Raw genomic sequence first — 18,313 nt, forward strand, 5'->3', positions numbered from 1 at the left:
CCCCACGCACCAAGGATATCCGATGAGCAAGCCCTCGATCCTAGCGTCCCTGCTGCCCGCCTTGCTGCTCGCCGTGCCGCTGGCCGGCTGCATGGGTACGGAGAATCGCGGCCTCGAATCGGTGCATCAACCGGTCGTCAGCCGATCCGATTATGCGCTCGATCTCGGGCTGTCCGGCGGCGAGCTTGCCCAGGGCGAACAGGAGCGGTTGGCCGGCTGGATGACGACGATGCATCTCGGCTATGGTGACCGCGTGGCGATCGACGATCCCGCCGCGGAAGGGTATCGCGCGCGTACCAATGTCGCTGCGGTGGTCGCGCGCTATGGCCTGCTGCTGAGCGCCGACGCACCGGTGACGCCTGCGCCGGTGACGCCAGGCACGATCCGCGTGGTGGTCAGCCGGATGCGCGCGGACGTGCCACGCTGCCCCGACTGGTCGCGCAATTCGTCGGATGATTTTGCCGAGAACACCTCGTCCAACTATGGCTGCGCGATCAACCGCAACCTGGCGGCGATGATCGCCAACCCGGCCGATCTCGTCCGCGGCGCCCCCGGCACCGAAACAACCGATGCCGCGCTGTCGTATAAGGCGATCGACACCTATCGCAAAAAGGCGCCGACGGGTGCCGGTGGGCTCAGCGCCAGCAGCACGGGAGGGAAGTGATGAACGCACCCTGGAAGCCCGGCGGCATCGCGCAGCGCGAACCCTTTACCGCCTATGTCTGCGACGAGACCACTGCCGAGGCGCTGCGCCCGGTCGCGAGCGAACTCGGCTGGGCGGTCGAGAAGATCCACAAGGGCGGCCTGCGCAACGCGATCCAGTCGCTGTCGGTCTCCGCCTCGCCGCAGATCCTGTTCGTCGATCTTGCCGAATCGGGTGACCCGCTGAACGACATCAACGCGCTCGCCGAAGTGTGCGAGCCGGGGACCGTCGTGATCGCGGCCGGTCAGGTGAACGACGTCCGGCTGTACCGTGACCTCGTGTCGAGCGGGATCCAGGATTACCTCCTGAAGCCGCTGCACGCGGATATGCTGCGTGAGGCGTTCGGCCATGCGCAGGCGCTGCTGAACGCGCCCAAGCATGTCGAGATCTCGACCGACCGGCCGCATTGCTCGGTCGCGGTGATCGGTACGCGCGGCGGCGTCGGTGCCTCGACGGTCGCGACGTCGCTCGCCTGGCTGCTGGCGGACAAGGAAAAGCGCGCCACCGCGTTGCTCGATCTCGACGTCCATTTCGGGACGGGCGCACTCAGCCTCGATCTCGAGCCGGGCCGCGGGCTGACCGACGCGATCGACAATCCGAGCCGGATCGACGGGCTGTTCATCGAACGCGCGATGGTCAAGGCGTCGGAGAAGCTATCGGTCCTGTCGGCCGAGGCGCCGATCAACGCGCCGCTCGTCACCGATGGCTCGGCCTTCTACCAGTTGCAGGAAGAGATGCGCGCGGCGTTCGAATGCACCGTCGTCGATCTGCCGCGGGCGATGCTGATCCAGCATCCGCAGCTCGTCAGCGACGTCCAGCTGGCGGTGATCGTGACTGAACTGACGCTCGCCTCCGCCCGCGACACGATCCGGATCCTGTCGTGGATGAAGACGAACGCGCCGCAGACCGAGCTGTTCGTGCTCGCCAACAAGATGCACGCCGGCGGTCAGCTCGAGATCAGCCGCAAGGATTTCGAAGGCTCGATCGAGCGCAAGATCGATTATCTTGTCCCGTTCGACCAGAAGCTCGCCGCGCAGGCCGCCAAGCTCGGCAAACCGATCGTCGAGGTCGGCAAGACGTCAAAAACGATCGCGCCGATCACCGCGCTCGCGACCGCGATCGCCTCCGCCGTGCCCGACGGCGCGACCGACGGCGCCAAGTCGAAGGGCAAGTCGCTGATCGGCAAGTTCGGCGACCTGAAGGGATTGATTCCCAAGCGCGCGCCCAAGGCAAAAGCGAAATGAGCCGCGGTCCGATCCTCCCGAGCGGAAGGCGATAGGCGCGATGGAGATGATGCCGTTCGTGCTGGTCATCGTCGGCGCGTCGATCGTGCTCGCGATGGTCGCGCTCGCGTTTTCGGGCCCGTCCGCCGGCCGCGCGCAGTCGCGGCGGATTGCGGCATTGCGCGACCGTCACGGCGACGCGCTGGTGGTCGCCGAGGCGCAGCTGCGCCGGATCTCAATGAACCGCGACACCCGGATGGATCTCGCGTTCACGCGGATCCTGCCCAATCCGGTCCAGCTCGCCAAGCGGCTCGCGATGACCGGCAAGACCTGGACGGTCGGCCAATATGGGCTGGCGACCGCGGGGATCGCGCTGGTCGTTGCGGCGCTGATGCTGCTCAAGGGACTGCCGATCCTGCTCGCGCTGCTGTTCGGCGTGTTCGTCGGCGTCGGGTTGCCGCATTTCGTGGTCGGCAAGACGATTGGTCGGCGGGTCGGGAGGTTCACCGCCAAGTTCCCCGATGCGATCGATCTGCTGGTACGCGGACTGCGCTCGGGTCTGCCGATCAGCGAGACGATCGGTGTCGTCGGCCATGAGATTGACGGCCCGGTCGGCGAGGAGTTTCGCGCGGTCAGCGACAAGATGAAGATCGGCCGGACGATGGATGCCGCGCTGCAGGAGACCGCGGACCGGCTCGGCACGCCCGAATTCCAGTTCTTCGTGATCACCATCGCGATCCAGCGGGAGACCGGCGGCAATTTGGCGGAGACGCTGGCCAACCTGTCCAACGTGCTGCGACTGCGCGGCCAGATGAAGCTGAAGATCAAGGCGATGTCGTCGGAATCGAAGGCCTCGGCCTACATCATCGGCGCGCTGCCGTTCATCGTGTTCGCGATGATCTGGGTGATCAACGGCACGTACATGCAGAAGTTCTTCATCGACGAGCGGCTGATGGTGCTCGGCATGGGCGGGATGGTGTGGATGGGAATCGGCGCCTTCATCATGTCCAAGATGATCAGCTTCGAGATTTAAGGGCCAAGATGATGGGCACGACCGCCGGACCTACCATTCTCGGGATCGACGTCCTGCTGGTCGCGACGATCCTGTCGGGCGTCGCCGCGTTCGCGGTGATGGTCGCGATCTACGCCGCCACCACCGTCAGCGATCCGATGACCAAGCGCGTCAAGGCGCTGAACGATCGTCGCGAACAGCTGAAGGCCGGCATCACCGCCTCGACCAAGCGCCGCGCCAAGCTGGTGCAGCGCAACGACACCGCCGACAAGATGCGCGGCATGCTGTCGTCGATGAAGATGCTGCAGGACAGCCAGGTCAAGGCGGTCCAGCTGAAACTGATGCAGGCGGGCATCCGATCGAAGGAATGGGCGCCCGCGGTGATCTTCGGCCGGCTGGTGCTGCCGATCGTGCTGGGGAGCGCGATGCTGTACTGGGTGTACGGCACCGACGGCTTTGCGACCTGGGGCCCGCTGAAAAAATACGGGCTTGTCGCGATGACGTTCATCCTAAGCTACAAGGCGCCCGACCTCTTTCTCGACAACAAGATCAAGAAGCGCTCGGACGCGATCCGCAAGGGCTTGCCCGACGCGCTCGATCTCCTCGTCATCTGCGCTGAGGCGGGTCTTACCGTCGATGCCGCGTTCCACCGGGTCGCGCGCGAACTGAGCCGCGCCTATCCCGAGCTCGGCGAGGAGTTCACGCTGACCGCGATCGAGCTGGGGTTCCTGACCGATCGGCGGACCGCGTTCGAGAATCTGGCGATGCGCGTGAAGCTGGATGCGGTGAAGGGCGTCGTCACGACAATGGTCCAGACCGAGAAATACGGCACGCCGCTGGCGTCGGCGCTGCGCGTACTGTCGGGCGAATTCCGCAACGAGCGGATGATGCGCGCCGAGGAAAAGGCCGCGCGGCTGCCCGCGATCATGACGATCCCGCTGATCCTGTTCATCCTGCCGGTGCTGTTCGTCGTCATCCTGGGGCCGGCGGCGTGTTCGATCTCCGATGCACTCATCAAGACCTAAGCAACCGCAGCGCGGGCGGATCGTTGAGCTGCCGTAACAGGAGGGTTTTACGATGCCGTTGTTTTCCACACCTACGCAGTTCGCGGCGCTTGCGCTGGTCTTTGTTGCCGGCTGGCTGTTCGGACTAGCGAGCCATCCGGGGGGCAAGAAGTGGAAGGCGCGGTATCTGGCCGAGCGTGATGCACATGGCGCTGCGAAGAAGGATTCCGATCTTCGCGCGGTCGCTGCGGAGAAGCGGGCGACTGAGGCGGAGCATGAGAATGCACGGCTGGTGAAGGCGGCTTCGGTGGCGCCGGTTGTCGAGCGTCGGCCGGTTGTCGATACGGTTGCGCGGTCGGAGGCTCGGCCGGCTTACGCGCGGCCAGCGTATCGGGCCGATGGGACCAAGCGTGGCTGGTTCGATTTCGACCAGCGTCGGTAAGGGTCGGGAGCCGGGGTGAAGTTTCCTCCCGCTTCCTTGTGCTTCCGCGAAGGCGGGAGCCCAGTCTGGGTCCCCGCCTTTGCGGGGAAACAGTCTTCTTCTTGCACCACCCTGGCGTAAGCCGGGGCCCAATTGGGGATGCTGAGTAACTTGGGAGGATCCTTAGTTACTCAGGACGTTCCAATTGGGCCCCGGCCTTCGCCGGGGTGGTGTTGTGTTTCGGACCGGCGTTACTTCTTATTCAGCGCTGCTTGCGCCGCGGCTAGGCGGGCGATGGGGACGCGGTAGGGACTGGCCGATACGTAATCCAACCCCACCTTTTCGCAGAACGCGATGCTTGCCGGGTCGCCACCATGTTCGCCGCAGATGCCGAGCTTGATGCCCGCGCGAGTCTTGCGGCCACGTTCGGCGGCGATCTCGATCAGTTCGCCGACGCCTTCGACGTCGATGCTGACGAACGGGTCCTTCGCGTAGATGCCCTGCTCGACATACGCCCCGAGGAAGCGCGACGCGTCGTCGCGGCTGACGCCGAGCGTCGTCTGCGTCAGGTCGTTGGTGCCGAACGAGAAGAACTCGCCGACTTCCGCGATCTCGCCTGCCCGCAGCGCGGCGCGGGGGAGTTCGATCATCGTGCCGACGAGATACTCGATCGTGCGGCCCTTGTCGGCGAACACCGCCTGCGCGGCCTTGTCGACGACCGCCTTCATCAGCTCCAGCTCGCGGCGGGTGGCCACCAGCGGGATCATGACCTCGGGAATCGGCGCAGCGCCGGACTTCTCCGCGACGTCGACCGCCGCCTCGAAGATCGCTCTAGCCTGCATCTCGTAGATCTCGGGGTAGGTCACGCCGAGACGGCAGCCGCGATGGCCGAGCATCGGGTTGAACTCGTGCAGCTCCGCCGCGCGGCGCTTGAGCGTGTCGACATCGACGCCCGCCGCGGTCGCGACCTCGGCGAATTCGGATTCCTCGTGGGGGAGGAATTCGTGGAGCGGCGGATCGAGCAGACGGATCGTCACCGGCAGACCGGCCATCACCTCCAGGATCTCGGTGAAATCCTTGCGCTGTTCGGGGAGCAGCTTTTCGAGCGCGGCGCGACGGCCCTTCTCGTCGCTCGCTAAGATCATCTGGCGGACGTTGGTGATGCGGCTGCTTTCGAAGAACATGTGCTCGGTACGGCAAAGGCCAACGCCCTCGGCGCCGAATTCGCGTGCGACGCGGCAATCTTCCGGAGTCTCAGCGTTCGCGCGGACCTTCAGGCGGCGGACCTCGTCGGCCCACACCATCAGCGTCGCGAAATCGCCCGACAGCTCGGGCTGCACAGTCGCGACCGCGCCGATCATCACTTCGCCGGTGGTGCCGTCGATGGTGAGCAGGTCGCCCTCCTTCACCTCACGACCGCCACAGCGCATGATCTTCGCCTTGGCGTCGATCGACAGCGTGCCGGCGCCCGAGACGCAGGGGCGTCCCATGCCGCGGGCGACGACGGCGGCGTGGCTGGTCATGCCGCCGCGTGCAGTGAGGATGCCCTTGGCCGCGTGCATGCCGTGAATGTCGTCCGGCGAGGTTTCGGTGCGGACGAGGATGACGGCGACGCCATCGGCGGCCTTCTTCTCGGCGGCATCGGCGTCGAACACGACCGCACCCGAGGCAGCGCCCGGCGAGGCGGGGAGGCCCTTGGTCAGCACGTCGCGGTGCGCCTTGGGATCGAGCGTCGGGTGGAGCAGCTGGTCGAGCGCCATCGGCTCGACGCGCAGGATCGCCTCCTCGCGCGTGATCAGCCCTTCATTGGCCATGTCGACCGCGATCTTGAGCGCGGCCTTGGCGGTGCGCTTGCCAGCGCGCGTCTGGAGCATCCAGAGCTTGGTCTTCTCGACCGTGAACTCGATGTCCTGCATGTCGCGATAATGGTTTTCGAGCGTGTCGAACACGTCGGCGAGCTGGCCATAGACCTCGGGCATCGCCTCTTCCATCGACGCGGGCTTCGCGCCGGCGTCTTCGCGCGCGGTCCTGGTCAGATACTGCGGCGTGCGGATGCCGGCGACGACGTCCTCGCCCTGCGCGTTGATCAGGAACTCACCGTAATAAGCGCGGTCGCCCTTGGACGGGTCGCGCGTGAACGCGACGCCGGTCGCCGAGGTGTCGCCCATGTTGCCGAACACCATCGCCTGGATGTTGACCGCGGTGCCCCAGGCGGCGGGGATGTCGTTGAGGCGGCGATAGACTTTCGCGCGCTCGGACTGCCACGAGCCGAAGACGGCGCCGACCGCGCCCCAGAGCTGATCGTGGACATCCTGCGGGAAGGGCTTGCCCCACTGCTTTTCGACAAGGCCCTTATATTCGGCGACCAGCGCGCGGAGGTCGTCGGCGCTCAGCTCGGTGTCGAGCGTGAAGCCCTGGTCTTCCTTGGCGATCTCGAGCGCTTCCTCGAACGCGCCGTGATCGAGCTCGAGGACGACGTCGGCGTACATCTGGATGAAGCGGCGATAGCTGTCCCAGGCGAAGCGTGCGTCCTCGGACTTGGCGGCGAGGCCCTCGACGGTCTGGTCGTTGAGGCCGAGATTGAGGACGGTGTCCATCATCCCCGGCATCGATGCGCGCGCACCCGAGCGGACCGAGACGAGCAGCGGGTCGGCGGCGTCGCCGAATTTCTTGCCGGTGACGCCTTCGATATGCGCGAGGCCGGTGGCGACCTCGTCGCGCAGGGCCTGCGGGAACTGGGCACCCTCGTCGTAATAGACCGCGCAAAACTCGGTCGAGATCGTGAAGCCCGGCGGGACCGGCAGGCCGATCGACGCCATCTCGGCCAGGTTCGCACCCTTGCCGCCGAGCAGGTTGCGATCGCCCTTGCCGCCATCCGAAACACCGCCGCCGAAGCGGTACACATATTGGGTCATCACGGGTCCTCTAAGTGCTTGTTTTTACGGGCAGGGCAAAAGTGAAGTATAGAAAGTGCAGACGCTGGGAGCAGGTTCCGGCGGTGCGTTCACTCAGCCCTCAATTCTCGAGAAATCCGCGACGTTGTGCACTGCGGCGCGAACGCGCTCAAGTAGGGCGAGACGGGCGGAGCGCTTCGCGGGGTCGGCGTCGTTGACGATAACGCTATCAAAGAACGCGTCGATCGGCGCGCGCAGCGACGCGAGCGCGGCCATCGCCGCGGCGAAATCCTCGGCGCTGATTGCTGCGGTTGCGCGGGGTTCGGCGGAGTCGAGCGCGGTCATGAGCGCAGCCTCTGCCGGTTCGGGCGTGTAGGACAGCGGTTCTTCGCCGGGGGCTCCGACCACACCATCATCCCCCGCCCCATCCGTCACCCCAGCGAACGCTGGGGTCTCATGGGGCAAGTGTCCCTCGCTCCCCGCGGAGACCCCAGCGTTCGCTGGGGTGACGGCTTTGGGGGCGGCTTCCTTCTTGAGGATATTGGCGGCGCGCTTGTAGCCGGCGAGCAGGTTCTTGCCGTCCTCGGTGGTCACGAACGCCTGAAGCGCGTGGACGCGCGCGAGGAGGCGGACGAGGTCGCGTTCACCTCCAATGTCGTCATCGCCACCCATCATCGTAACGGCATCGACTAAATCATGCCGTACGCCGGACTCACGCTGTTGAACCTTCAGCCGTTCAACAATGAAATCGTGAAAGTAGCCGGCCGCGACAACCTCGCCGATGTTTTGTTCACGGCCGGAGACGGTAACTGACTTATTAAAGAGGTCATAAGTAGAATAGCGCAGACCGTTCTTCACCGTAATCGCGATGATCCCAAGCCCAGCACGTCGCAGCGCGAATGGATCCTTAGACCCTGTAGGACGCTCATCGATGAGAAAAAAGCTGGCGATCGTATCCAGCTTGTCCGCCAAGCTGACCGCGACCGTCACCGGGTCGGTGGGGACGTCATCGCCCTGCCCGACCGGCTTGTAATGGTCGCGGATCGCGGCGGCGACGGCGGGGTGCTCGCCTTGGGCTGCGGCGTAGTAGCCGCCCATCAGGCCCTGCAATTCGGGGAACTCGCCGACCATGCCGGTGACGAGATCCGCCTTGGCGAGACGCGCGGCGCGCTCTGCGAGGTCTGCCAATTCCTCCCCTGCAAGGGGAGGGGGACCGTCAGCCATAGGCTGAGGGTGGAGGGGGTTCTCCGCGGGCGCTGCGCTTCGTGGCGCCCCCCCTCCACCAGCTTCGCTGGTCCCCCTCCCCGTCCCGGGGAGGATTATTCCCTCTTCGACCAGCCAGCGGGCGAGTTTCGCGACGCGGTCGACCTTGTCGGCCAGCGTGCCGAGCTTTTCGTGGAAGACGATCTTTTCAAGCTTTGCCGCCTGCTCTTCGAGCGGCACCTTCAGGTCGGTGTCGTAGAAGAATTTCGCATCCGACAGACGTGCGGCGAGGACCTTGCGGTTGCCCTCGACGATCTTCGCGCCGCCGTCGTGCGCGGCGATGTTAGCGGTACAGACGAAGGCGTTCGCCAGCGTCCCGTCGGCGCTGCGGCAGACGAAATATTTCTGGTTCACACGCGCGGTGAGCTGGATCACCTCGGGCGGCACGTCGAGAAACGCGGGGTCGAACTGGCCGAGCAGCGGAATCGGCCATTCGGTGAGCCCGGCATTCTCGGCGACGAGACCCTCGTCGTCGATCAGTTCGAGCCCGGCCTGCATCGCGGCCTCGCGCGCGTGATCGCGGATCAGCGTCGCGCGCTCGTCGTGATCGACGATGACGTGGCAGGCGCGCAGCTTCTCGACATAGTCGTGCGCGCCGCCGATCGTGATCTGGTACGGGTGGTGGAAGCGGTGGCCGAGTGTGGCGGCGCCGCTCTCGATGCCCGCGATTGCGAACGGCACGATCTCTTCGCCGAGCAGCGCGACGATGCCTTGCAGCGGGCGGACCCAGCGCAGGCTTTCGGTGCTGGCGGAGGCATCGCCCCAGCGCATCGACTTGGGCCAGGGGAACGCGCGGACGATCGCGGGGATCGCCTCTGCCAGCACGGCGGCGGTGGCGCGGCCGGGCTTTTCGGTGACCGCGAACAGCGTGCCGCCGCGATCGACCAGCTGTTCGCGCGTGAGGCCGGTCTTGCGCAGGAAGCCTTCGAGCGCCTGCGGGGGGGCGGACGTCTTGGGGCCCTTCACCTCTTCGGAGACCGCGGCGGTCTCGAGCGGCAGGTCGCGCGCGATCAGCGTCAGGCGGCGCGGCGTCGCGTAGGTGACGAGCGCGCTGGTGGCGATCCCGGCCTTGGCGAGCTCGGCGGTGAAGAGCTTAGCAAGATCTTCGCGCGCCTTCGCCTGCATCCGGGCGGGGATTTCTTCGGAGCGGAGTTCTAGGAGAAAATCGGTCATGGGATACTCAAATCCGCCCCGGCACGGGGAGGGGGACCGTCCGAAGGACGGTGGAGGGGGCGGGCCGCGAACGGAGCGTGTGCGGCACGCCCCCTCCACCATGCTGCGCATGGTCCCCCTCCCCGTTCCGGGGAGGAATGGCGCTGGTCAGCATCACGCCGCCCATCCGTGCTTGTCCATCCAGGCGGCGCAGGCGCCTTTGGCGAGGTCGCGGACGCGGCCCATATAGGCCTGGCGTTCGGCGACCGAGATCACGCCGCGCGCCTGGAGCAGGTTGAAGACGTGGCTGGCCTTGATCGCCTGCTCGTAGGCCGGGATCGGCAGCTGGTGGTTCAGGCTGTTCTCGCATTCGGCGACGTGCTTGCGGAACTGGTCGAACAGCGAGTCCGTGTCGGCGACCTCGAAGTTCCACTTCGACATCTCCTGCTCGTTCTCCAGGAACACCTCGCCATAGGTGACGCCTGCGTCGTTGAACGCGAGGTCGTAGACGCTGTCCTTGTCCTGGATGTACATCGCCAGGCGCTCGAGCCCGTAGGTCAGCTCGCCCGCGACGGGCTTCATGTCGAAGCCGCCCATCTGCTGGAAATAGGTGAACTGCGTCACCTCCATGCCGTCGCACCAGACCTCCCAGCCGAGCCCCCAGGCGCCGAGCGTCGGGCTCTCCCAGTCGTCCTCGACGAAGCGGATGTCGTGCTTCAGCATGTCGATGCCGATCGCCGCGAGGCTGCCGAGGTAGAGTTCCTGGAGGTTCGCAGGGCTCGGCTTCAGGATCACCTGATACTGGTAATAATGCTGGAGCCGGTTCGGGTTCTCGCCGTAGCGACCGTCGGTCGGACGGCGGCAGGGCTGGACGAACGCGGCGTTCCACGGTTTCGGCCCGAGCGCGCGCAGCGTCGTGGCGGTGTGGAAGGTGCCCGCGCCCATTTCCATGTCGTAGGGCTGCAGGATCAGGCACCCGTGCTCGCTCCAATAGTCATGGAGCGTAAGGATCATGCGCTGGAAGCTGAGAGGCTTTTTCAGGGGCTGGGTCAGGTGCTGGGTCACGGGCGGGCTTTGGCGGATGGGGGTGCGCGAGGCAAGTGGTGCGTTTGGGTGGGGCGTCCTACATGGGGGCGACCAATGATAAGGATGCCCTGGCCTTGAAGCTGTTCTCGAAGATCGTCCCGTTCCGATCCGCGCTCTCCGCCATCGCGATGGCGTTCGCCCTCCCCGCCTGTGCGCAGGTCGCGCCGAAGCCCGTGCAGGCCGCCAACGATGCCGATCCGGCCTTGTGGGTGGTGAAGGACAAGGACACGACGATCTACCTGTTCGGGACGATCCATGTGCTCAAACCCGGCATGACGTGGTTCGACGAGGCGGTGAAGACCGCGTTCGACCGGTCGCAGCAGGTGGTGCTCGAGCTGGTGATGCCCGATGCGAACAAGATGCAGAGCCTCGTGATGGCGACCGGCGTGGCGAAGGATGGCCCGACGCTGACCGAGCAGCTGCCCGCGGACAAGCGCGCGGCCTATGCGAAGGCGGTGACCGATCTGGGGCTGCCGGCGAATGCATTCGATCGGTTCCGGCCATGGCTGGCGGCGACCAACCTGTCGATCGCGCCGCTGTCGAAGCTCGGCTATGACTCGGAGAACGGGCCCGAGCATGTGATCACCGCGGCGGCGAAGGCGGCGGGCAAGCCGGTGATCGGGCTGGAGACGGCGGAGCAGCAGCTGGGCTATTTCGGCGGGCTGTCGCAAAAGGCGCAGCTGCAGTTTCTCGGCACGACGATCGACGAACTGCCGAAACTCGAGACGACGATGGCGACGATGGTCGACGAATGGGCGAAGGGCGATCCCGAGGCGCTCGCGCGGGAGATGAACGACAGTCTGAAGGATTCGCCCGAGGTGGCCAAGGTGCTGCTGGTGGATCGTAACGCGCGCTGGGCGGAGTGGGTCGCGAATCGGATGAAGTCGCCGGGGACGGTGTTCGTTGCGGTGGGTGCGGGGCATCTGGCGGGTCAGGACAGCGTGCAGGCGCAGTTGGCCAAGCTTGGCGTGAAGGCGGAGCGGGTTCGGTATTGAGGGGCTCGTCATCCTGACGAAAGTCAGGATCCAGAGCCAAAGACGTAGCGCCCGTAACCCTGGATCCTGACTTTCGTCAGGATGACGTACGTCTGGCTGAACCGGCTCGAGTCGATTGCAAAACGCCGGGCTTTCCGCTATGCGCCCGCGCTTCCGGTCCATGGTCATCCCTGGAGGCGTGGGCGGGAAGAACAACAAACGAGTTTCGGAGAATATTGATGAGCGACCAGTTGACGCTCGCAGCCGAGACGCGTGACCGGGTTGGCAAGGGAGCCTCCCGGGCGCTGCGTCGTGATGGCCGCGTGCCTGCCGTGATCTACGGCCTGAACAAGGAACCCACCTCGGTTCACCTCGAGGAAAAGGCGCTGATGAAGGCGCTGATGACCGGCCACTTCATGAATTCGGTCGTGATGGTCAACGGCGTACGCACGCTGCCGAAGGACGTTTCGTTCCACCCGGTCAGCGATCGCCCGATCCATGTCGACTTCCTGCGCATCGGCGAGCACTCGACCGTCACCGTCGCGGTGCCGATCGTGTTCACCGACGAAGACGATGCGCCGGGCATCAAGAAGGGCAAGGGCGTCCTCAACATCACGCGTCACGAGATCGAGCTGGTCGTCGACGCATCGGACATCCCGAGCGAGATCTCGATTTCGCTCACCGGCATGGAAATCGGCGATTCGATCCACATCAGCGACGTGACGCTGCCCAAGGGCGCGACGCCCGCGATCGACGACCGCGACTTCGCGATCGCCACGATCGTGCCGCCGACCGTGCCGACCGTCGAGGACGAAGAGCTCGAGGCTGAAGTCGCTGAGGCGCAGGCCGCCGAGGCTGCTGCCGAGGAAGAGACCCCGGTCGAGCCTAACGACGACAACAACGACGACGACAAGATCACGCCGCAGAAGAAGGACTAAGCGATTAGTCGCTTCGTCTTCGGATGATGGTTTTGACGTGATCGGGCGGGCGGGAAAGCTAGGGCTTTCCCGCCCGTTTCGTTTTGGGGCATTGGCGGGTTTCAGCCGCGCCTTCCCCACCCTGCCCGTCATCCCCGCGCAGGCGGGGATCCAGACCCTCGGACCTTTGTGAGGAATCGAGAGGTTTGCCACTATGGGTTCCCGCCTCCGCGGGAATGACGGTAGGGGCACAGGCAGCGACTTTTTCTTGGAGAATGATACGTGCAGATCTGGGCGGGACTCGGCAATCCGGGGGCGCAATATGCGATGCACCGGCACAATGTCGGGTTCATGGTCGCCGACGCGATCGCCGAAGTGCACGGCTTCGGCGCGGTCAAGAAGCAGTTCCAGGGCTGGACGCAGGAGGGCCGGATCGGCTCCGAGAAGATCCTGCTCCTCAAGCCCGCGACCTTCATGAACGACAGCGGCCGGTCGATCGGCGAGGCGCTGCGCTTCTACAAGCTCGACGTCGACGCGCTGACGGTGTTCCACGACGAACTCGACATCGCTCCCTTCCGTGTGAAGGTGAAGACCGGCGGCGGGACCGCGGGGCATAACGGGCTGCGCTCGACCGACCAGCATCTCGGCCCCGATTTCCGCCGCGTGCGGCTCGGCATCGGGCATCCAGGGCACAAGGACCGCGTCACCGGCTATGTGCTCGGCAATTACGCGAAGGCGGAGATCGAGCCGCTGTCCGACATGCTCGGCGCGATCGCCGCGGAGGCGGCGTGGCTGGCGGCGGGCGACGACGTCCGCTTCATGAATGATGTCGCTGTGAGGATGCAACCATGACCACCCGCTCGCTGTTCGCCACGCGGTTCTACGAGGCCGATCTCGGCGATGACGATCTCGTCGAGGAGCTGGAGGACGCGGCGCTCGAACTGTCCAAGGCGGACCGCGCGGGTGTCGCGTGGTCGAAGGCGCATGGCTATCGCGGGTACACGTCCTACGCTTCGCTCAACGACCTGCCGCTGCGCGATCCGCGGTTCGGCGATCTGGTGCGGTTGCTCAACAAGCATGTCGCGGCGTTTGCGAAGGACTGCGCGTTCGATCTGGGCGGGCGCAAACTGAAGCTCGACAGCCTGTGGGTGAACGTCCTGAAGCCCGGCGGCGCGCATTCGGGGCATATCCATCCGCACAGCGTCGTGTCGGGGACGATGTATGTGACGATTCCCGAGGGCGCGGGTGCGCTGAAGCTGGAGGATCCGCGGCTGCCGATGATGATGGCGGCGCCGACTCGGCTCGACGATGCGCCGGAGGATCTGCGGACGTTCGTCTATGCGGTGCCGAAGCCGGGGAGCGTGTTTCTTTGGGAGAGCTGGCTGCGGCATGAGGTCGTGCCGAATGCTGCGAAGGGCGAGCGGATCAGCATCAGTTTTAATTATCGGTGGTGAGGTAGGGGAACCTCGCAACCACTTCCGTCATCCTGACGAAAGTCAGGATCCAGAGCCAAGCAACGCAGGCGCCCGCAGCCCTGGATCCTGACTTTCGTCAGGATGACGGGGGTGGGGGCGGCACGGCCTCTCTCGTCATTCCCGCGGAGGCGGGAACCCAGACTGGCTGGCCTCGGCGATACTCGCTCGGGGTTGCCAGTCTGGATCCCCGCCTGCGCGGGGATGACGGAGGGTAGATTGGTTACGCCGTCGGCATCGACGCCATGTCGATGACGAAGCGGTACTTCACGTCGCTCTTGACCATGCGGTCGTACGCCGGCTCGATCTCGTCCATGCGGATCATCTCGATGTCCGACACCAGTCCGTGCTCGTTGCAGAAATCGAGCATTTCCTGCGTCTCCGCTATCCCGCCGATCAGCGAGCCCGCCAGCTGGCGGCGGCGGAAGATCAGGTTGCCGACCGAGGGCGACGGATGCGGCTCGGCAGGCACGCCGACCAAGGTCATCGTCCCGTCACGCTTGAGCAGCTCGAGGAACGGGTCGAGATTGTGCGGTGCGGCAACGGTGTTGAGGATGAAGTCGAAGCTATTCACATGCTCCGCCATCGCATCGGCATCCTTCGACACGATCAGGTCCTTGGCGCCGAGACGCTTGGCGTCGTCGCGCTTGTTGGGCGAGGTCGAGAAGACATAGACCTCGGCGCCCATCGCGTTGGCGATCTTGACGCCCATGTGGCCGAGACCGCCGAGACCGACGATGCCGACCTTCTGGCCGGGGCCGACCTTCCAGTGCTTGAGCGGCGAATAGGTGGTGATGCCCGCGCAGAGCAGCGGCGCGACCGCGGCGAGATCGGCTTCGGGATGCGAGACCTTGAGCACGAAGCCCTCGTCGACGACGATATGATCCGAATAGCCGCCGAAGGTGTGGCCGCCGAGCACGGGATCGGGGCCGTTATACGTGCCGACGAACCCGGTCGTCTCGCAATATTGCTCCTCGCCGTCGGTGCAGGACGGGCACTGGCCGCAGCTGTCGACCATGCAGCCGACGCCGGCGATGTCGCCGACCTTGAACTTGGTGACGTCGCTGCCGACTGCGGTGACTCGCCCGACGATCTCGTGGCCTGGGACGCAGGGGTACAGCGTGCCTTCCCACTCGCCCTTGGCGGTGTGGAGATCCGAGTGGCAGACGCCACAGAACGCGATGTCGATCGCGACGTCGGTCTTGCCCGGCGCCCGGCGCTCGAAGCTGAACGGCGCGAGCGGCGTTGCTGGGGATTGCGCGGCAAAGCCGTTGGCGGTGGTGGTCATGCTATTCCTAAATTCTGACTGGCAGAATGCGATATACGCACGGGAATCGGTTTATCTACCGAGCGGTACGGTAATTTTGCTGCATTGCGGCAATCGGGTGGGTCGATCAGTCGGGCGTTCCGTCATCCTGACGAAAGTCAGGATCCAGAGTAACGGATGGCGCCCCTTGCGACCCTGGATCCTGACTTTCGTCAGGATGACGGGAGAGTTGGGGCGAAGGTACAGGCCTGATGCTGGCGTTCCTCTTCGCCCTGCCCTAAAGCGCCGACACATTCTTATACCAAGGGCATATCATGGGTTTTCGCTGCGGCATCGTGGGGCTGCCGAACGTCGGCAAGTCCACCCTCTTCAACGCGCTGACGCAGACGGCCGCGGCGCAGGCGGCGAACTATCCGTTCTGCACGATCGAGCCGAACGTCGGCAATGTCGGCGTGCCTGACAAGCGGCTCGACTCGCTGGCGAAGATCGCGGGCTCGCAGAAGATCATCGAGACGCAGCTTGGCTTCGTCGACATCGCCGGCCTCGTGCGTGGCGCGTCGAAGGGCGAAGGGCTCGGCAACCAGTTCCTCGGCAACATCCGTGAGGTCGACGCGATCGTCCACGTGCTGCGCTGTTTCGAGAACGGCGACGTGACTCATGTCGACAACAAGGTCGACCCGATCGCCGATGCCGAGACCGTCGAAACGGAACTCATGCTGAGCGATCTCGAAAGCCTCGAGAAGCGCGTCCCCAACCTCGCCAAGAAGGGCATGCAGGGCGACAAGGAGGCCAAGATCGGCGCGGCCGTGCTCGGCCAGGCGCTCGAGCTGCTGCGCGAGGGCAAGCCTGCACGGCTGACAATGCCCAAAGATGAGGACGAGGCGCGCGTTTTCGCACAGGCGCAGCTGCTGACCGCCAAGCCCGTCCTCTACGTGTGCAACGTCGACGAGGGCGATGCCGCGAACGGCAATGCGCTGTCGGCGCGCGTGTTCGAGAAGGCCGCGGCCGAGGGCGCCGAGGCGGTCGTCGTGTCGGCGGCGATCGAGGCGGAGATCGCGACGATGCCCGCCGAGGATCGCGGCGAGTTCCTGGGCGAGCTGGGGCTGGAAGAGACCGGCCTCGCGCGTGTCATCACCGCCGGCTACAAGCTGCTCCACCTGCTGACCTTCTTCACGGTCGGGCCGAAGGAAGCGCGCGCCTGGACCGTCCATGCGGGCGCGACCGCGCCGCAGGCCGCGGGCGAGATCCACGGCGATTTCGAAAAGGGCTTCATCCGCGCCGAGACGATCGCGTTCGACGACTTCATCGCGCTGGGTGGGGAATCGAAGGCGCGCGAGGCGGGCAAGCTGCGCGCAGAGGGCAAGGCGTATGTCGTCCATGACGGCGACGTGATGCACTTCCTGCATAGCTGACCACGGGCGGCGAGGCTCGAAAACGAGTCCTCGCCGTCGCCGTGCATGGCTGCGCGCGCGCTGGGCTTCCCGCGATAAGGAAGCGCGTCCCCACGCGTCCCTGAGCCTGCCGATAAATACCGCGCATGTCGTCCACACTGCTTCCGCACGTGGCGCATGGCCGGTAGAGAGCGCGGCATTCGGGATTCGTTCGGGACGACACGCATGAAGACTGCCTCGACGTTCATCGCGCTCGCGCTTGCCGCCGCGCTCGCCGGGTGTGCCTATCCTTACACACCCCCTGCCCTCGCGCCGATCACCGCGCCTGCGCCGACTGCAGCAGCGGCTGCGTTACCGGACGAGATGCGCGCGCCCGTCACGATCCTCGTGTCGATCGACGGGTTCCGGCCCGATTATCTCGATCGCGGGGTGACGCCCAACCTCAACCGGCTGCGCGCGGGCGGGGTGTTTGCGAGCATGCGGCCGTCCTTTCCCAGCATCACCTTTCCCAATCACTGGACGCTGGTGACGGGTCTGCGGCCCGATCGCAGCGGAATCGTCGGCAACAAGATGGAGGACCCCGCACGGCCGGGCGAGACCTTCACGATGGCGAGCGACGATCCGTTCTGGTGGAGCGAGAGCTCTCCGATCTGGGTCGATGCGGAAAAGGCCGGGATCCGGACCGCGACGATGTTCTGGCCGGGCGCGAACGTCGCGGTCGGCGGCAAGCTGAAACTCGACAGCCATGGTGCGATCGACGGCGGGACGCGGCCGGAGGACTGGCAGCAGTTCAACCAGCAGGTGTCGGGGACGCAGCGGGTCAACGCGGTGCTCGACTGGATGCGGCGCCCGGCGGCGATCCGGCCGAGGCTGGTGACGCTGTATTTCGATACGGTCGACAGCGCGGGGCATGCGGATGGCCCCGACAGTGCGGGCGTCACGCGCGCGATTGCGGACGTCGATGCGAGCATCGGCGCGCTGGTCGAGGGGCTCGCGGCGCTTGGGCAGCGTGCGAACCTCGTGATCGTTGCCGACCACGGCATGGCGGCGACGAGCAGCAACCGGGTCGTCGCGCTCGACACGATCGCGGACAAGGCGGATTACCGGACGGTCGAGACCGGCCCCTATGCGACGCTGTTCGCGGTGCCGGGGCATGAGGCGGCGCTCGAGGCGCGGCTGCTCAAGCGGCACGACCATCTGCAATGCTGGCGCAAAAGCGAGATCCCCGCGCGGTTCCATTATGGGCGCAACCCGCGCGTGCCGAGCTATCTGTGCCTCGCCGATGTCGGCTGGCGAGTCGATCCGAGCGCGCCGACCAAGACGTTCGTCGGGGGCATGCACGGATACGACAACATGGCGCCCGAGATGCGCGCGCTGTTCCTCGCCAATGGGCCTGCGTTCGCGCGGGGCAAGACGCTTGCGAGCTTCGACAATGTCGCGATCGAGCCCTTGCTGCGCGACCTGATCGGGTTGCCGGCGGAGGCGGGGCTGGACGGCACCGACGCGCCCTTCCAGAAGGTGATGCAACGATAAG

Annotated in this window: 15 protein-coding genes; 11 read left to right on the forward strand and 4 right to left on the reverse strand. The window is 65.7% G+C overall.

Translation table 11 applies throughout. From position 1 onward, the window contains the following. Positions 1–22 precede the first annotated feature (22 nt). Genes EV283_RS02835 through EV283_RS02855 form a run of 5 tightly spaced genes read left to right on the forward strand, consistent with a single transcriptional unit; the run spans position 23 to position 4,384 of the window. Positions 23–664 (forward strand): CpaD family pilus assembly protein, encoded by a 642-nt coding sequence (locus tag EV283_RS02835; RefSeq protein WP_130322500.1) that lies wholly within the window; start codon positions 23–25, stop codon positions 662–664. Beyond that, positions 664–1,947: a P-loop NTPase gene (locus EV283_RS02840; protein WP_130322502.1), complete on the forward strand. Its 1,284-nt coding sequence runs from the start codon at positions 664–666 to the stop codon at positions 1,945–1,947. The genes EV283_RS02835 and EV283_RS02840 overlap by 1 nt, the downstream gene beginning before the upstream one ends. Positions 1,948–1,987: 40 nt before the next feature. After that, positions 1,988–2,959, forward strand: coding sequence for a type II secretion system F family protein (locus EV283_RS02845; protein WP_130322504.1), 972 nt, complete (start codon positions 1,988–1,990; stop codon positions 2,957–2,959). Between the two features lie 11 nt (positions 2,960–2,970). Next, positions 2,971–3,963: a type II secretion system F family protein gene (locus tag EV283_RS02850; protein ID WP_130323866.1), complete on the forward strand. Its 993-nt coding sequence runs from the start codon at positions 2,971–2,973 to the stop codon at positions 3,961–3,963. A 52-nt stretch (positions 3,964–4,015) separates the two neighbouring features. Next, entirely contained in the window at positions 4,016–4,384 is a 369-nt protein-coding gene (locus tag EV283_RS02855; RefSeq protein WP_130322506.1) for a hypothetical protein, read from the forward strand. A gap of 230 nt (positions 4,385–4,614) precedes the next feature. Here EV283_RS02855 and ppdK read toward each other — a convergent pair whose 3' ends face one another. From ppdK to EV283_RS02870, 3 genes are all read right to left on the reverse strand, one after another. After that, complete coding sequence (gene ppdK / locus EV283_RS02860) at positions 4,615–7,278, reverse strand: pyruvate, phosphate dikinase (RefSeq protein ID WP_130322508.1); 2,664 nt, start codon at positions 7,276–7,278, stop codon at positions 4,615–4,617. Positions 7,279–7,371: 93 nt separating this feature from the next. Beyond that, the gene (gene glyS, locus EV283_RS02865; RefSeq protein WP_130322510.1) at positions 7,372–9,693 is read right to left on the reverse strand and encodes a glycine--tRNA ligase subunit beta; all 2,322 of its coding nucleotides are present in this window, start codon (positions 9,691–9,693) and stop codon (positions 7,372–7,374) included. 153 nt (positions 9,694–9,846) lie between these two features. Next, positions 9,847–10,686 carry a glycine--tRNA ligase subunit alpha gene (locus EV283_RS02870; protein ID WP_056020794.1) on the reverse strand — a complete coding sequence of 280 codons (840 nt, stop codon included), beginning with the start codon at positions 10,684–10,686 and terminating at the stop codon, positions 9,847–9,849. Positions 10,687–10,832: 146 nt separating this feature from the next. Here EV283_RS02870 and EV283_RS02875 point away from each other — a divergent pair, with 146 nt between their 5' ends. From EV283_RS02875 to EV283_RS02890, 4 genes are all read left to right on the forward strand, one after another. Then, positions 10,833–11,753 carry a TraB/GumN family protein gene (locus EV283_RS02875; protein ID WP_242615755.1) on the forward strand — a complete coding sequence of 307 codons (921 nt, stop codon included), beginning with the start codon at positions 10,833–10,835 and terminating at the stop codon, positions 11,751–11,753. Positions 11,754–11,971: 218 nt separating this feature from the next. Then, positions 11,972–12,670, forward strand: a complete 699-nt coding sequence (locus EV283_RS02880) for a 50S ribosomal protein L25/general stress protein Ctc (protein ID WP_107956900.1) — start codon at positions 11,972–11,974, stop codon at positions 12,668–12,670. A 261-nt stretch (positions 12,671–12,931) separates the two neighbouring features. Beyond that, complete coding sequence (pth, locus tag EV283_RS02885; RefSeq protein WP_056411558.1) at positions 12,932–13,501, forward strand: aminoacyl-tRNA hydrolase; 570 nt, start codon at positions 12,932–12,934, stop codon at positions 13,499–13,501. Then, on the forward strand, positions 13,498–14,103 hold the full coding sequence (locus tag EV283_RS02890; protein WP_055880960.1) for a TIGR02466 family protein: 606 nt from the start codon (positions 13,498–13,500) through the stop codon (positions 14,101–14,103). Before pth ends, EV283_RS02890 begins: the two co-directional genes overlap by 4 nt. A 241-nt stretch (positions 14,104–14,344) precedes the next feature. Here EV283_RS02890 and EV283_RS02895 read toward each other — a convergent pair whose 3' ends face one another. Continuing rightward, positions 14,345–15,409, reverse strand: coding sequence for an NAD(P)-dependent alcohol dehydrogenase (locus EV283_RS02895; protein ID WP_130322512.1), 1,065 nt, complete (start codon positions 15,407–15,409; stop codon positions 14,345–14,347). A 293-nt stretch (positions 15,410–15,702) separates the two neighbouring features. Here EV283_RS02895 and ychF point away from each other — a divergent pair, with 293 nt between their 5' ends. Further along, entirely contained in the window at positions 15,703–16,800 is a 1,098-nt protein-coding gene (gene ychF, locus EV283_RS02900) for a redox-regulated ATPase YchF (RefSeq protein ID WP_130322514.1), read from the forward strand. Positions 16,801–17,004: 204 nt separating this feature from the next. Continuing rightward, a complete protein-coding gene (locus tag EV283_RS02905) occupies positions 17,005–18,312 on the forward strand; it encodes an ectonucleotide pyrophosphatase/phosphodiesterase (RefSeq protein ID WP_130322516.1) in 1,308 nt (435 codons plus the stop codon). Position 18,313 lies beyond the last annotated feature (1 nt).

Source organism: Sphingomonas sp. BK036 (assembly GCF_004216825.1).
Classification (GTDB): domain Bacteria; phylum Pseudomonadota; class Alphaproteobacteria; order Sphingomonadales; family Sphingomonadaceae; genus Sphingomonas.